A 15769-nucleotide genomic window follows, 5' to 3' on the forward strand; every position below is an offset into this window, starting at 1 on the left:
AATATCCCACCTTAACGCTCATACCAACGCTGGGAAACGAACTTGGTTTTTCCAGTATATGTTCTTAATGTTTTATCTGTTGGCAAGTTCAGTACGATATTTCTGTCTCGGCTAATCCCCCCAAAACTAATACCAACATTTCCTTTACCTAAGAAAATTTCATCGGAACTTCCTCCTCCAGTGCCACTACCTGAATCCTGAACAGGTTTACAATCCCCATCACCATAAGGTAGACAGAACTGTTTTGCGTTACTTTCACCTCGCACACCACCAGCGCAGTTCACATCATTAATATCAACAGATGAATCAAAGATACTTACATATAAATCACCATCAATTGCAACCGTTTCATTTAAAACTCGCTTTTTTGTTCCTAGAGGATAGTACCATCCACCACTGGTAAGGGTAGTTTTGGTAATACCATTGGTATTCTTTATCAGCTTTTCCCCACCTGTGGCACTTGGTTTAACATCTTGAGTATATAGTTCTGATGTTGTTAATACAGCTAAATTACGACGTGTTACATCCTTATCATATATTACATATACACCATCATCAGTATTAGTAGATGCAGACATTGGATAGCTCAAATTACCGGAACCGATACTAACCGCAGCAAACAGTCCATTATTTGAATTATGAATCGTGAAGTTTGGTGCATTATAAAAACGAGGTACTTTGGTTGAGCCAGACATATCTAAAATACGCACTGCACGAATAGCGAAGTTTTCATCCTTTCCTGCCTTAGAGGAGGCATTTAAATCAACACGCCAAACCTGTCCGCCCAAATCACCAAAGTAGAGATGATCAGTAATACCATCACTATTACGATCAATCGCCTTGATGCTACTGACCACGCTACGCTTCATCTCGGCAGCATAAGTTTTGTTGGTTGCGGTATTGGTTGATCCTGCATTAGCACTTGCCCACCATAACAAATTACCATTGTCTGCATCGAACATATAAATGCCTGCGCCTTGATCTGTGTTACTTGGGGTATAATCTACAGAGCTTTCGTATGCAGCGTCATAACCACCACCAACTAGCATCACTAGTTTACGTTTGCCTTGCCAATTAACCCATGTAAGCGTTGGTTTAGACCAGCTTTGCCCCATACAGCCCAAAGCATTTGTGGTACTACATGTTCCTGCTGGATTAATATGGAATTTAAGTTTTGGCGTACCGCTACTTGATGTCACATCAGATAGGTCTAGCGCATAATAGCTTTTACCTCCCATACGCAACCCACCATACAACCATTGTTTACCACCTTTCACAGTCACTACAGGTTCATTAACATTTGTGCCTTTTTTCGTGACAAACTCAGTATAAGCTGTCCATTGCCCATCCAAGCCATATTGCAAATTTGATGACTGATTGTCTTGTGACAAAAAGCCTTTTGCTTGTTTTTCAATTATTTCATTTGGGACAAAGGTAAAAACTTCTTTTCCTGCATCTCCATCCGCTGCAGATGTGCCTGCACGTACTATATGTAACAAGCCTTGTGTCGTACCAAAAACAATTAAATCATCACGTTTATCATAGGTAGTCACTTTATTCTCTGCATCGTATTTTGTAGTCCCCTCCTGAGTAATCAAGATAGGCTTTGAGTGCATTACAGATCCCATTAACCAATCTCTTTTTGGCGTTTGCTGAATGACCTGCTCTAGTTCAGTCTGAAAAGTTGTTTCCTTCGGATATAGTTCAACATTATAAGCTAAGTCTTTGCCCACTGGATAACCAAATAATGACAATAGATATGCTCTTTTAGGGTCTTGTTTATACAAATTTGAACTGCTTGAAATAAAGTCATCTCGTCCCAACTTTATAAGGTTACCTGAACTTATAGTACCAATATCATTTTGACTATTATCTGTACTATTTTGTTTAATAGTACGATCCGTAAAAATTCTCCTTTCATTTGGGGTCTGGGCTGTACTATAACCCAGCAACATACGACTTAACGCTCCTCCAACCTTCACTTCCTGACTTATTTGTACGCCATCCACTTCTTTTTCAATGGTTTTTTTAATTGATGTATCTGCCCAATAATCATTAAGGTCATCTTTTAAAAGCCCATTACTGTTGGTAATCGTATTAGAATCACGATCTTTTAAAATACCATTGACCACACTATATTTTTTTAAATTTCCTAACCAGGTCACTACCCCTGTATTACCAACAGCATCAGGTTTAGGGTCAAATTGTGGGAAATAACCCCAAGGCTGGATATTTTGTGTATCCAGATTATCAACAGGAATGGTTACTGAACCCGTGGTTACAGGAGGAATATATTTTCCAAGTTTTTTTACAAATTCCTTGACACTATCGACTACAGCTTTATCATCATTACCTGAATACCATCCGCCTTTTCCTAGTGTTCCCCAGTCTCTAGCATCACTAATATCATTTCCACTTCCCGTACTAAAGTCGGAACCAAATCCAACAACAGCCGTCAATATTTCAGTTCCCGATGGATTTAAGTTAGGGTTGATTAATGCCTGAGTAAAAGCACCAATACAATCCCATCCGTTTGGAGAACTCATTGTACTATTAGTACTATAACCACTCCCCCTTTTTCCCAAGGTACTCTGATTTGAGCAAGAAAAGCTACTTCCCTTAGAACCAAGGGCTTTTTTCATAAATTCTTCTAATGTACTTCTTTGTTTATTATAATAATACTGTGGTTGACCATCCGTTAAAAAGTAAATACCTTGCGTATTACACTGTTTTGTCGAGTCAATTTGTATAGGTTTTATATAGTTATTAGCATCACGAATATTGCCTACACTCGATTCTGTAAAACCACTGCCTGTTTCTCCTTTGGTTGTTTGTCCCATCATGTAAGCCGCCACCTCAGCATAAGCATAACCTGTAGGCGTACTATCACCAACACTTAAACTATTTACTTCACGCAGCATCTTTTTACGATGTGTTTCATAGGCTGCACCCGTATAGATAATACTCTTTGTAAATGAGGCAGTGGCTTCCTGATCAACTTTTTCAGTAGTAGTCGTTTTTTTTCCATTTTGAGTTAGTTTATTTTCTTGTTTAAGACAACGATTAAAAAAATCTGAGTCCACACATTGTGTCTCATCCGTCGCAGGTATTGATTGAGCAGGGGAGGTTACTAAATCTGTAGAAATATTTGTGGGATTGGAATACGTCACATTACCCGTTTGAGATACAGCAATAGTTCCTGTAAAATCTTCTGCACGCTTTGTAGTTGCTACCCAACCACTTGCCTTACATTTATAATTGCTCTCCCAATCTACACACTCTTGAGCAATGGTGCTTTTAACCACTTCACTTCCTGTCGGACTCCAACCAGACTCTACCCAGTCGGACCAACTCCCATTAGACGTTTTATTTGTCCATCCAGGATTACTCCAACCCGACCAATTTCCACACCCAAACAAACCACATGAACGAGTTTGTACTCTTACACGCTCTTGCCATTCTTCATCTGTTTTAGTACGTGTTCTTGTTCTTTGTGCCTGTTGTTCTACTTGTTGAACGGTTCTAAACACCTCTCTATTTCCAGCCAGTTGTACAGGGTCACCTAATGGTTTTGCTTCAAGTTTAATCCGCCCTGTTGCCTCACTAAAAGTAGATAGACCCACAACCAATTTATCATCCAATGGTGCAATCCCTGCACTACTGTCGCCTTGTAGCAGGGTGGTCATACCTTTTTTAAGATCCCTTATACGACTTCCGTCCATACTCCCAGACACATCCAACATAAACATTAGTGTAGTTTGTGAAGTCTGTGGTGCTTTATAGAGTTCGATATCACTGGCTTGAGTGGTGACAGCAACACTGGTAATTAAAGTAAAAGTAGCTGCCTGACAAGCAACGACCAATTTTTTCAAGTTGATATTTTTCATTGCATCATCCTCACTTAACTGCCTTGTTTCGTTGCATAACTCACCACGGCATAGTCCATGACTTGCTGACTGTAGGGCACCCCCAGTTTTTCAAAACAGTCTGCTACCGTTTCAGTATCCGTATATTCCGTTGACTTCTCATTGGTATAATTTTTAAAACATTTATTAATTTCTGTCGTATTTGAACTCCAAGCATTACCACCTGATACCATACTTGGGATTACTGTCGTGACCACTACCCGTACTGGCTGAATACTGTCAAGTTGTACTGTAGAAGTATCCGTTCCAATTGGATAGAACTTAAAAGGAACATCACTATTCACAGCACTTTTTTTAACCGCGATTTGTGAGATCATAATATCTCTACCACTACTAAAATCATTTGATGTGTACTGGCAAAAACCTGTAATCCCTAATTCATCATTTTTAATTTGAGTAATTTTCTTAGTATTGTCACTTGGATCAGTTGTTTCTTGCCAAGACACGATACTTGCCTTATTCAAATCAAACATTGTTTTTTGTGATTTTGGACGATAGCAAAATACTAATTCTTTAGTTAAAAAATTATCTGACTTTACCATCCCCAACATACCTAACGAACTTAGGTTTTTTTGTAAAATGGCATTGTCTTTATTGTCCTGTTCCAAAGCAAAAAAGACAGCATCCGCAGTTTGCTGCATTAAATTTCGAGCTTGGCTATTGGTCGCAATTCCTAAACCCACAATACTTTGTTTGACTGCAAATGTACCAACTACTGTCACAAGCAATAATACAAAAAGTATAGTGATCAGTGTCGCACCACGCTGATAGAACATAGACATTACAAGCTCTCCATCAATCCATAACCATTACGTAAAGCAATCGTTTGTGTGACGACCTCCCGAATATATCTTTTTGATTTAGCAGCATTATTAAGCGAAACACTTTGGTCTAATATTTGGAATGTTTCAGGTACATCTTGCCCACCTGGGATTGTTTCCACACCACGCATTAATATACCCAGCTGTACAGACATAATACGATTTCTAGGTGTTCCATCTTTTATAAGACTATTATTATTTCCCATATAATCTTTAATCGACATATATTTAAATTCATCTTTACTATTATCTTTAACCCCTAGCAACACGTGAAAATGGTCAACTCTACGTATAATAATTTCTCCATTTCCTCCATAATTACTAATCGTGGTAGGTAAGTCAGATGTTGCAAGTAATGTTTTATAACGTCCCGCATCACACGCTAAAGCAAGCTCATTTCCATCTTTTCTTAAAAAATATCGTTGTACAATAAATGTACCTTGATCTATCTCTGCTTGTGTAATGCTATTACCCTCACAATCCATAGCCCCTGCAATAATTGCTTTATATTGAATCACCAACTGATCACTTTTATATTCATTTATATTCGTTTGACCAGCCCAGTTTGCTTGACCATATCCTTGGGTTAGAAGAGATATTTTAGTTGTATCCGCATTTGTTAAATGGAGAGGCAAATTGGCCGTTTGTACAGCCTTATCATCCGCTGTCAATCCAGAATAGCTTTCCAAACTTGTCAGCACGATCCCACTATATAAATTTCGATCATTAATCACAGCCAGATTTGCATCTAAATTCGCTAAACGAATATCTTTAGTAATATAATTTAAACCAAAGTTACCATTGTCCTGCAATTCACCTAACGTCTTTTGCAAGCTATAATTAATCGTACCTGAAACAAATAATTGAACACCAGCAGCAGTAATAATTAATCCTAATGCCAATGCAACCATCAATTCAATCAAGGTCATACCAAGTTGTTTACTCATCTCAATATGCCTCCAAGACTATACATTTTGTATCTAAACCATAGCTTCCATTTTTAGTGCAATCATTAGTATTTGAACCATCTTTCGGATTTGTTTCATCCCAAGCCACATAAATACAGTAACGGTTTCTCTGTACTGCTCCAGCACATTGACTTAAACCAATCTTCATACCCATTTGATAGGCTTTATATAACGCCTGCTTTGCATCTTCTTTCGCAAAATTCTCACTATTGCAGGCTGCTGCTGCCCCAAAACAATTTGTGTAACTATAACTACTTAAGCTCTCTCGACCTTCAAAACCTTTAACATAAGCTTTGTATACTTCTTTCTTACCTTCCTTATCTGGCTCTCCTTCTAGATCTTTAACTAATCCCTCTTGATTTGCCCGAATACGCTCTGCAATATCTTTAGCCAAACTCATGGCTTGAATACGTTTGGATGCTTCTATAGATGAATTTAATGCACTCACTTGCAACAAAGTAAAACCTAAAACCCCTACTGCTAGAAGTAATAATGCAACGAGAACCTCAACCAACCCTACCCCTTTCTGATACTGAATTCCCATTTATCAGCACTCCTGATCTTGTCTGGATTGATCTTTTGTGGTTATTTTACCAAGTGGGCTAATTTCTACATACTTAGAAGTATTACCATTCGATATAATGACCTCAATAGAGGAAAGTTCTTGTTTTTGCCTTTGCGCATTGCCATCATCATCTGTATAACCACGAAATAGTTCAGCTGTACCATCAGTTGCAAATATCAGTTGCTTTACACCGTCAATAAGCGTTCCCTGCCATTTATTACTTGTACACACGAACTTTTTAAAAGACAAAGTTTGCTCATCAGGAACAGACCAATATAGTGTATTTGTACTAGACGTACCTATTTGCCCTAAATTTACCATCATTCTTTGTCGATGTAAGATTGCATCATAACGTGCCTGTAATAAGACTTTTTCTAAATCCTTGGTTGAATAGTCTATTTTTTGATGAGCCCTTACAGCTTTGAAACTTGGCGCTGCAATTGAAGCCGCAATCGCCATCACAGCAATCGTCACCAACAACTCAATTAAGGTGAACCCGTTTTCTTTTTTTCGCATACTCCCCCCCCAAGACACAGACTTTGCCCTATTAAAATAGTAACCAACAACTTTACAAAACCCTCACACTTCAGGATAAAAGGCATAAAAAAACAGATAACCGCAAAAAGCAGTTATCTGTTTTAAAAAAATTATAAATCAGGTGATAAGTGCGTCACATCTTAAGCTTGGGTTACAGGAATACGTAACTCTTTCGGCAAACTAAAGGTAATATTTTCTTCTCGACCAGCAAGCTCTTCTGGTACTTTCGCCCCCCAATCTTGCAATCTTTGAATCACTTGCTTAATCAAAATTTCTGGTGCAGAAGCGCCTGCTGTCACCCCTATTTTGGTGTTTTCATTAAACCAATCTTGTTGTAACTGTTCTGCATTATCCACCAAATAAGCCGCCTTACCCATACGTTCTGCCAGCTCACGCAAACGATTCGAATTCGAAGAATTTGGAGAACCAACAACCAACACCACATCACATTGCTCAGCTAAATCACGCACTGCATCTTGGCGGTTTTGTGTGGCATAGCAGATATCATCTTTACGTGGTCCCTGAATATTTGGATATTTTTTTCGTAGCGCATCAATCACTTTAGCCGTATCATCAATTGACAAGGTCGTTTGGGTTACAAAAGCCACTTTGTCAGGATGTCGCACATCTAATTGCGCAACATCTTCTTCATCTTCAACCAAATAAATGTCACCGCCATTTTTCTTGTCATACTGCCCCATGGTACCTTCGACCTCAGGGTGCCCTTCATGACCAATCAGAATCGCTTCTACACCTTCTCGTGCATATTTGGTCACTTCAATATGTACTTTCGTCACCAATGGACAAGTTGCATCAAAGACTTTTAAACCACGGCGTTCGGCTTCCTGCTGTACCGCTTTAGATACACCATGTGCGCTAAAAATCACAATATTGTCGTCAGGAACTTCATCAAGTTCATCGACAAAAATTGCACCACGCTGACGTAAATCATCCACCACAAATTTATTATGGACCACTTCATGGCGTACATAAATTGGCGGCTGAAAACACTCAAGTGCACGATTTACAATCGCAATGGCTCGATCTACCCCTGCACAAAAACCACGCGGATTAGCCAATACAATTTCCATAAAACCCTCATTGCTCACTTAAATGCACGTCATACGTTGCTAAATTTATGCAAACTAAAATACAGCTAGCTATTTAGTTTACAGCTCGTCTACTCTAAAATAGAGAAGATATTTTATCATATCAGGAAAAATATCATGTCGGGTCTCTTGTTTGTCGTTTCTGCTGCCTCAGGAACTGGCAAAACATCTCTCGTAAAAGCCCTACTTGAACGTGTAAACAACCTACATGTTTCTGTGTCTCATACTACTCGTGGTCAACGCTCTGGCGAACTCGATGGCGTACATTACCATTTCACGCAAAAAGAAGATTTTCTGGCTTTGGTTGAACAAGGTGGATTTATTGAGTATGCAGAAGTTTTTGGCAACTATTACGGCACAGCGCAAGCGACTGTTAAAGAACAATTGGCCAAAGGACATGATGTTTTACTTGAGATTGACTGGCAAGGTGCGCAGCAAGTGCGTAAATTATTCCCAGAATCTAAACAGATTTTCATTTTGCCACCAAGCCAGTTTGATTTACGCCAGCGTTTATCTAACCGTGGCACAGACAGCGTGGAAGTGATTGAACATCGCTTGAGTTGTGCTGTTGAAGATATGCAGCAGTTTGTTAATTTTGACTATGTCATTATTAATGATGACTTTAATAAAGCGCTGCATGATTTGGAATCAGTCATTACTGCAAATCGACTGGTGCTTACCCAGCAAGCCAATCGCCATCAGGATCTCATCCAGAAGCTGATCACACCTGTTGAATCGTGATTAAAACTTGAGTCTCAACTGAAAGCATTTTATACTGCACAGTCTGTTTCAGCATTAGCATTTAAACGAGAACACTTATGGCACGCGTAACCGTTGAAGATTGTTTAGACCATGTAGACAACCGCTTTGAGCTTGTACTAGTGGCAAGCAAACGTGCGCGTCAACTCGCACGTCAAGGTATTGAACCAACTGTAGAATGGGACAATGATAAACCAACAGTGGTTGCATTACGTGAAATTGCGGTCGGTCACGTTTCAAAAGATATCTTGAAGCAACGTGAGCAAGACTATCAAACGTCAAGCCTTGATCTTGCACTTTCTGCAAACAATCTTAATTTAGATGGTTTTTCTTTCCAATAAGTTAGAAAAATTATGTAAAGGCCTAGTTTTTAACTAGGCTTTTTTATGCTTGGAACTTTAATATTTCTTCAAGAACAGTTATAACATTAACTCAAACCATTCTATTTTTTATAAACTGACGATTTGCGAATTTTCGACAAAAAATTTGACAAGTTTCGCACTTTGCTTTTTATTAAAAACTGAAATGATGAATAGCTTTTTCATGGTATAGGTAAAGGTGTTATATGCCAGGCGCAGAAGTCAGCCAAGCCAAACAACAACTCAATGTGATTATCGACGCTTATCTGAATGAAAGTGAAGTCGAACGAGTGCTTGCGGCCTGCGATTATGCCGATATTGCCCATGATGGAATTACCCGCAAAAGTGGTGAACCCTACATTCTGCATCCGATTGCCGTCAGCTGTATTTTGGCGCATATGCGTTTAGATGCTGAAACCTTAATGGCCGCACTCCTGCATGATGTGATTGAAGACACCGATTTTAGCAAAGAAGATATTAGCGAAAAATTTGGACGCACCGTGGCAGAACTGGTCGATGGCGTCACCAAACTCAGCCATTCCAGCGACAAAGAATATAACAAAGCAGCCTCTTTCCGAAAAATTTTACAAGCCACCCTACAAGACCCACGTGTCATTATTATTAAATTAGCCGATCGCTATCATAATATGACCACACTGGAGTCACTACGCCCGGACAAGCGTGCGCGCATTGCCCAAGAAACCTTTGATGTGTTTGTCCCAATGGCACGCCTCGTCGGCATGAACGAGATGGCGGACAATCTTGAACATTTGTGTTATCAAAATCTTGATTTAGACATGTTTAACAATGTTCAAGAAGCCTTAGCCAAAACCAAGCCGAAACGCTGTGAATATCAAGCCATCTGGGAAAAAAACCTCACGTCGCTCTTACAACAAAACCAAATTAGCGGTCGCATTAAAAAGAAAAATAACAACATTGAACTACTTCGCCACTTCGTAAAAAATGATATTGATTTGCAAGAGCTGACCCATAGTCATGCCTTTGAAATCATTCTACAAAGTATTGCCGATTGCGATAATCTTGCCGAAATTCTAAAAGAACATTTCCAAGTCTTGTCCTATCAAGATCATATTCGTCGCCCATTGCCTGGTGGCAACCAATCTTTGATGATGCGCCTCAAAGGTGAAAAAACCACATTGTCTCTTACCCTACAGACCGAACTGATGCGTAAAGCTGCGCGTTTTGGCGTGGTACTGGGTGAAAGTGCACCGCAGGCTTGCCGCTCTGCCATTCAAGCCTCCATGCAAAACCTGAATGTGCTGATTGATAGTAGTTGCGCCAAAACTACGTTTAATGATTTGCTGGATTATCTACATCAAGAAAAAATTTGGGTTTATACCCCACACGGGCAATTACACGAATTACCGCAAGGCGCTACAGCCGTCGATTTTGCCTATTCTGCTAGCCTATTCTTGGGCAACCATGCGGTTGGGGCGAAAATTAATGGTGAAACCAAGCCATTATCAACTCCACTTCTCAGCGGACAAGTGATCGAAATTATTACCGATGTGCTTGCCACGCCAAATCCAGACTGGCTTAGCTTTATTAACACCCAAAAAGCCCGACGCGCCATTCAAAACATTTTGCGTGATCAAGATGTAGAAGAACAACAATTGGTGGGTGAACAAGCCCTGAACCGTGCGCTCAGACTGTTTAATCGCTCTACTCAGGATCTCACTGAAGATGATTGGTTAGATCTACTGCAATGGCGTCATTTGGATTCCAAAGATCGCCTGTTCCAGCAAATCGCAGTGGGTGATTTATTACCGCAACTGGTTGCCAATCATTTATTTGCTCAACAAGGGCAATCAGTTGAACTGCATAGTTCAGACCGTCTAATTCAAGGCACTGAGGGCGTTGACGTTAAATATGCCCACTGCTGCAACCCTGTACTGGGCGATCCAATTCAAGGACATCTTTCACGTCGTGGCTTGATTGTGCATCGAGCACGTTGTCACAATCTGTTGCATGAACAGCATTTACACCCTGAAAATATCATGCCGCTACAATGGGCCTCTGAAGACCTTGATGACGTGAGCTTTACCGCCTATCTGTGTATTGACATGGAAATGGATGATGAACAAATTTCCGATTTGATTTATCAGTGTCGTAAAGCCAAAACAGGGGTAGAAATGGTACGCAATTATGACCATAAAACCTACGTCAATATTGTGGTCAACAATCGTAAGCAAATTGCCCAGATTATTCGCGACTTACGTATGCATTATGGTTTCCCGCGCATCTCTCGCCTCGCCATTCCACTCAGTGTGACCGAAGCTTCTATAGCAAGTTAATCAATTAAATCGATAGGGCTTCTGTATCTGAATACAATCCTTTAAGATGTATTCAGATATAAAAGGAGAAATCGATGTCCCGCCAAGTCATTCATACAGAAAATGCCCCTGCTGCTATTGGTACTTATTCACAAGCCATTCTCGTTGGTGAAACACTTTATCTTTCAGGGCAAATCGGTTTAGATCCGTACAGTATGGAATTGGTTGAAGGCATTGAAGCTCAGATTCGCCGCGTGTTTGATAACTTAAAGGCCGTGTGTGAAGCCGCTGGTGGCTCATTGGCCGATATCGCCAAACTGAATATCTTTTTAACTGATTTATCCAATTTTCAATTGGTGAATCAGATTATGGGCGAATACTTTGCGCAACCTTATCCAGCACGTGCCGCATTAGGCGTAGCCAGCCTTCCAAAAGGTGCTTTGGTTGAAATGGATGGTATTGTGATTATTCCACAGTAATTGATCCCATCCATTCACCACCCCCGCTTTAAATATTTAGATCTAAATGACCTAACTCCTTTGCGTGAAATCTGAGCAACACTCGGATTTCCGCTTAGGTGGTAATTTTTTATTCAAATTCCCAATGATAATAATTCTCTTTTCAAATGAATTTTATTGACAAACGATAACAATTATCAATAATATTACTTATCGTATTTAATTTAGTATGGCTTACAGCAATGTACGTATGTTTGTGTCGTGGTATTACAGATCAAGATATTAAAGATGCCGTTGCCAGCGGTGCAGAAAGCTATCGTGAAATTCGCGACATGCTTGATCTTGGCACTTGCTGTGGTCGTTGTGCACCTGAAGCCCGCGCCATTATTAGCGACGAAGTTGCTGAAATTGCTGCAAGAATTGCTGTTGCCGCTTAGCCTCAAATAATCATAATAAGCAATGTCATGATCTGATCAATCATTCCTCCTCCCCGCTTCTGACTCTAGGCGGTTTTTGTTTTTATCGTTTAATATCCAATTGTTTTTGATTGCGATTTTCATTTGCTGTTCAATAAAGCACTCGCCTTTCCGATTATTCTTGTTTAAGATTTAAAGAACTACAGGGACTATAATACCCCTACACAGATAATTTTAAATCAGCATTGATTGATGGAGTTTATGCTATGAAAGGCAATCGCGATGTGATTAACCAGTTAAATCAGGTGCTCTATCATCATTTAACTGCTATTAACCAATACTTCTTACACTCTCGTATGTTCAACGATTGGGGCATTGAACAGCTGGGCTCTGCAGAATACAAAGAATCCATTCGCCAAATGAAGCATGCAGATAAAATTATTGAGCGTATTTTGTTTTTAGAAGGCTTACCGAATCTGCAACATTTGGGCAAACTTTATATTGGCCAGCATACAGAGGAAGTCCTTAATTGTGACATCCGTAAAGTGAAAGAGAATATTGAAAGCATCAAAACTACCGTGACACTGGCAGAACAAACTTTAGATTACGTAACGCGTGATTTGGTTCAAGAAATTCTAGAAAAAGAAGAAGAATATTGGGATTGGCTCACCACTCAACTCGATTTAGTCGAAAGTGTGGGCATAGAGAATTATATTCAAAGCCAACTTTAATTGATAAAAAAGCCAGCGAAAGCTGGCTTTTTTATGTCTTTTATTGGGTGGGTTCCAACAATGATTCATAGCTAACATCAACATGCTTCAATTGTTTTAACAACCACAACTGATGGCGTGCGCCCTGCTCATCCCCATTAAAAGCAAGAACTCGGGCATATTTCAACAAATCATACTTGGTTGGATAGCATTGCACCATCTCATAAATGTGCTGTAACTCCGCTTTACTCAATACCGTATTTGGATTCAATCGAATCCAAGCAATTCTGCGATTCAACTCATCCAAGACATAAATTCGATCATGATTGGTAATCTTTTCAGGTGTATGTTCATAACGCATCGACTGGCTCAGTTTTGGTACCGCAACCATATAATCACGATGAATTAACACCAAGAGTAAACCACCCACAATAAACATCATCTGTGTATATTTCGGTGCTAAAGTCCAAACTTTAAGTTCTGTCTCTTGTGACAATACCAAGCCGACAATAAACCCTAGTGGCAACAAGAAATAAGCATAGTTTTGTGGATATTCCAATAAGGCATGCACCAATACTGCCACAATCATCAGAATACCAATCACGGATTCTGTTGAATTTACTCGGCTAATTAATCGATACGCCAAATAAATGAGATAGCCAAGGAATGGCAAACCAATCAGTAATCCATTCCAGACTAGAAAATCGAGTACGAAATTATGTGAACTGCGTACCCACTCTGAAATACGATAATACTCACTCACGGAAACCTGTGCCACACTGGTCTGGTTCCAGCCATATCCAAACCATGAACGATCCGAAATGGCATAGAGCATCTGCTGCCAAATACCAAGACGCAAATGTCCTGTACTTGCACGCTCAATTGCCGTTGGAGAATCTGCTATTGCCAAATGCGAAGCCTGTGCAATCCAGTGATCCAAGGCTGGCATCGCTAAAATAAGCCCTATAAACAGCCCCACCCAAGTCAGCATTGCATACCATTTAAGACGTAAATATCCTCTATATTGCTGATAGAAGAAATACGCTAAAAATAGAATACAGACCACCCATGAGGTTCTAGACTGACTTAAGACTAAGGCAATTAATATCGTGAGTGAGCAAAGACTCAGAATCCAAGCCTTAAGCTTACTTTTCTCAAATAAATACAAACTCGCCATTAAGGAAAGAATGAGGAAGGTTGCCATATTATTCGGCTGAGCAAAATTTGCATAAGGTCTATTGCTGCGCAAATTTGCAATACCAGGAATATGATTTTCAATCGTGAGCCACTGTGCAATAGCCATTAAGCTTGTAATAAAGCCTGTTATCAGCAGTACATAGCTAAAACATGCAAAGGCTTGCTCTCGATCCTTTTGGATAAATGATAAGTTATACCCCATCACCATACTTAACCAAAAAGCAAAGACAAAAAGACTAGAAATCAAAGCCACACTGAAAAAAAACTCTAGCCCAAATATCCATTGTAATAATGGGATAAATGCCATAGCCACCAAAGGCAATGTAACCACAGGCAACTTAAGCTTCTGTTGCAGAAAAATAGCAGTGAGCGAAAATAATGATAAAAATGCAAACAGCTCGCCTGTATAGGTCACCCACGGACGATAGTGAACAGGCAAAAGCCAAGCCAGTGCAATCAGCACACTGGCAAGTAGTGAGAGAATAAATTTCATGGGGTGCTACAGTTGCAGAACTGTGCATAGTGTAGTTCAAAATGTTAGTTTTTTTTCAATTTGAATTAATAGAATTATATAACCTGAATCGTGGATAAGAAACTAGCTTGAAAAAAAGGTAACTGAAAACCATTAGTGAGTTACCACACCACCTATGCCTTCAGTCACCATATTCGATTTTACATATTTCTTATGCATCATTGATGACTTTTTTCAGAAATTTGAAGCAAGCTATTGGGAATTTTTAAAATACAGCAACAAGCGTATGAGAATGCGGTCTTCTCAATTGAAAATTTCAGAAAATGTATTCATCGCTATTGGTATAAATGCTCCCATTTCAATAACTTCAAATCATTCTTCTTTTCATTAAAGCACAATCAAAATCAACTGTTTCGATATTTACCGTGTTACCAGCGGATAATTCATCTCATCAGAGCACATCAATTGGCACGCCATGCCTTACATTTTACCTTGATGAAAGACTGTCAGGGTCATTATTTATGGATCGATTCGACGATGCTACCTGTATGTAAAAATCAGCGGATTCAACGGCATAAATCTCTAGCATAGATTGCAACACGCAGTAAAAGCTCAATGGGATGGTTCTTTGGCTGTAAGCTGCATTTAATCATGAATCAGTTCGGAGAGATTGTCAGCACAGCTTTATCAAATGGACATACAACAGATATTAAAATGGTTGAACGGTTGGTAGAAGGATTAAAAGCCAAGCTCTATGCTGATCGTAGCTATATCAGTCAGGAATTAAAGAGCAGATAAAAAGCAAAAGGTACTGATTTAATTACCTATCATCGAAAGAATATGAAATCTGCGCAACTCTCTATATCAGATGAATATCACTTAAAACAGCGTAATAAAATAGAGACTTTATTCAGCTTGCTAAAAGGGTAATATCATTTGGTGACGAGTAAAGCGAGAAGTATTGAAGGATACTTGACGGGAATTTATGCTTCTTTATGTGCCTACCAGTTATGTCATCAAAACAAGCCAAACATTCGAGTAATCGAATAGTTAGCTTAGCAGAATTCGGGTTTACATAGGCTTTAAATGTATTAGTTCAGATCTGATCAGACATTGATCTTGAAAAAGAGAAAGTTACCCATTTTGATAAAGGTGTCGAATCTTAATCAAACAAAGGG

At 39.4% G+C, this 15769-nt stretch carries 13 protein-coding genes and 1 pseudogene; 7 read left to right on the forward strand and 7 right to left on the reverse strand.

Annotation, left to right across the window (positions count from 1 at the left end; genetic code table 11):
- Positions 1-11: 11 nt before the first annotated feature.
- From ACWQ4X_RS16200 to ispH, 6 genes are all read right to left on the reverse strand, one after another.
- Positions 12-3887: a PilC/PilY family type IV pilus protein gene (locus tag ACWQ4X_RS16200; protein WP_457904331.1), complete on the reverse strand. Its 3876-nt coding sequence runs from the start codon at positions 3885-3887 to the stop codon at positions 12-14.
- A 14-nt stretch (positions 3888-3901) separates the two neighbouring features.
- Positions 3902-4708, reverse strand: a complete 807-nt coding sequence (locus ACWQ4X_RS16205; protein WP_205779164.1) for a pilus assembly protein — start codon at positions 4706-4708, stop codon at positions 3902-3904.
- Complete coding sequence (locus tag ACWQ4X_RS16210; protein ID WP_004974522.1) at positions 4708-5694, reverse strand: PilW family protein; 987 nt, start codon at positions 5692-5694, stop codon at positions 4708-4710. Before ACWQ4X_RS16210 ends, ACWQ4X_RS16205 begins: the two co-directional genes overlap by 1 nt.
- A 1-nt stretch (position 5695) precedes the next feature.
- Complete coding sequence (gene pilV / locus ACWQ4X_RS16215) at positions 5696-6259, reverse strand: type IV pilus modification protein PilV (RefSeq protein ID WP_075174934.1); 564 nt, start codon at positions 6257-6259, stop codon at positions 5696-5698.
- Between the two features lie 3 nt (positions 6260-6262).
- Positions 6263-6796: a pilus assembly FimT family protein gene (locus tag ACWQ4X_RS16220; RefSeq protein WP_457904332.1), complete on the reverse strand. Its 534-nt coding sequence runs from the start codon at positions 6794-6796 to the stop codon at positions 6263-6265.
- A 161-nt stretch (positions 6797-6957) separates the two neighbouring features.
- Positions 6958-7908 carry a 4-hydroxy-3-methylbut-2-enyl diphosphate reductase gene (ispH, locus tag ACWQ4X_RS16225; RefSeq protein ID WP_142767664.1) on the reverse strand — a complete coding sequence of 317 codons (951 nt, stop codon included), beginning with the start codon at positions 7906-7908 and terminating at the stop codon, positions 6958-6960.
- A 135-nt stretch (positions 7909-8043) separates the two neighbouring features.
- Here ispH and gmk point away from each other — a divergent pair, with 135 nt between their 5' ends.
- From gmk to bfr, 6 genes are all read left to right on the forward strand, one after another.
- Positions 8044-8667, forward strand: coding sequence for a guanylate kinase (gmk, locus tag ACWQ4X_RS16230; protein WP_457904333.1), 624 nt, complete (start codon positions 8044-8046; stop codon positions 8665-8667).
- A gap of 77 nt (positions 8668-8744) precedes the next feature.
- Positions 8745-9026, forward strand: a complete 282-nt coding sequence (rpoZ, locus tag ACWQ4X_RS16235) for a DNA-directed RNA polymerase subunit omega (protein ID WP_086209029.1) — start codon at positions 8745-8747, stop codon at positions 9024-9026.
- A 224-nt stretch (positions 9027-9250) separates the two neighbouring features.
- Positions 9251-11359: a RelA/SpoT family protein gene (locus ACWQ4X_RS16240; protein ID WP_457904334.1), complete on the forward strand. Its 2109-nt coding sequence runs from the start codon at positions 9251-9253 to the stop codon at positions 11357-11359.
- 74 nt (positions 11360-11433) lie between these two features.
- The gene (locus ACWQ4X_RS16245) at positions 11434-11817 is read left to right on the forward strand and encodes a RidA family protein (RefSeq protein WP_044739681.1); all 384 of its coding nucleotides are present in this window, start codon (positions 11434-11436) and stop codon (positions 11815-11817) included.
- Positions 11818-12038: 221 nt separating this feature from the next.
- A complete protein-coding gene (locus ACWQ4X_RS16250; protein ID WP_100241912.1) occupies positions 12039-12233 on the forward strand; it encodes a bacterioferritin-associated ferredoxin in 195 nt (64 codons plus the stop codon).
- A gap of 245 nt (positions 12234-12478) precedes the next feature.
- Entirely contained in the window at positions 12479-12943 is a 465-nt protein-coding gene (bfr, locus tag ACWQ4X_RS16255; RefSeq protein ID WP_457904335.1) for a heteropolymeric bacterioferritin subunit Bfr, read from the forward strand.
- Positions 12944-12983: 40 nt separating this feature from the next.
- Here bfr and ACWQ4X_RS16260 read toward each other — a convergent pair whose 3' ends face one another.
- Positions 12984-14612, reverse strand: coding sequence for a Wzy polymerase domain-containing protein (locus ACWQ4X_RS16260; RefSeq protein ID WP_457904336.1), 1629 nt, complete (start codon positions 14610-14612; stop codon positions 12984-12986).
- A 154-nt stretch (positions 14613-14766) separates the two neighbouring features.
- Between ACWQ4X_RS16260 and ACWQ4X_RS16265 the strand changes: the two are divergent.
- A pseudogene (locus tag ACWQ4X_RS16265) lies at positions 14767-15641 on the forward strand (IS982 family transposase).
- Positions 15642-15769 lie beyond the last annotated feature (128 nt).

The sequence above is a fragment of the Acinetobacter sp. NigerLNRRAM0016 genome (genome assembly GCF_054112845.1).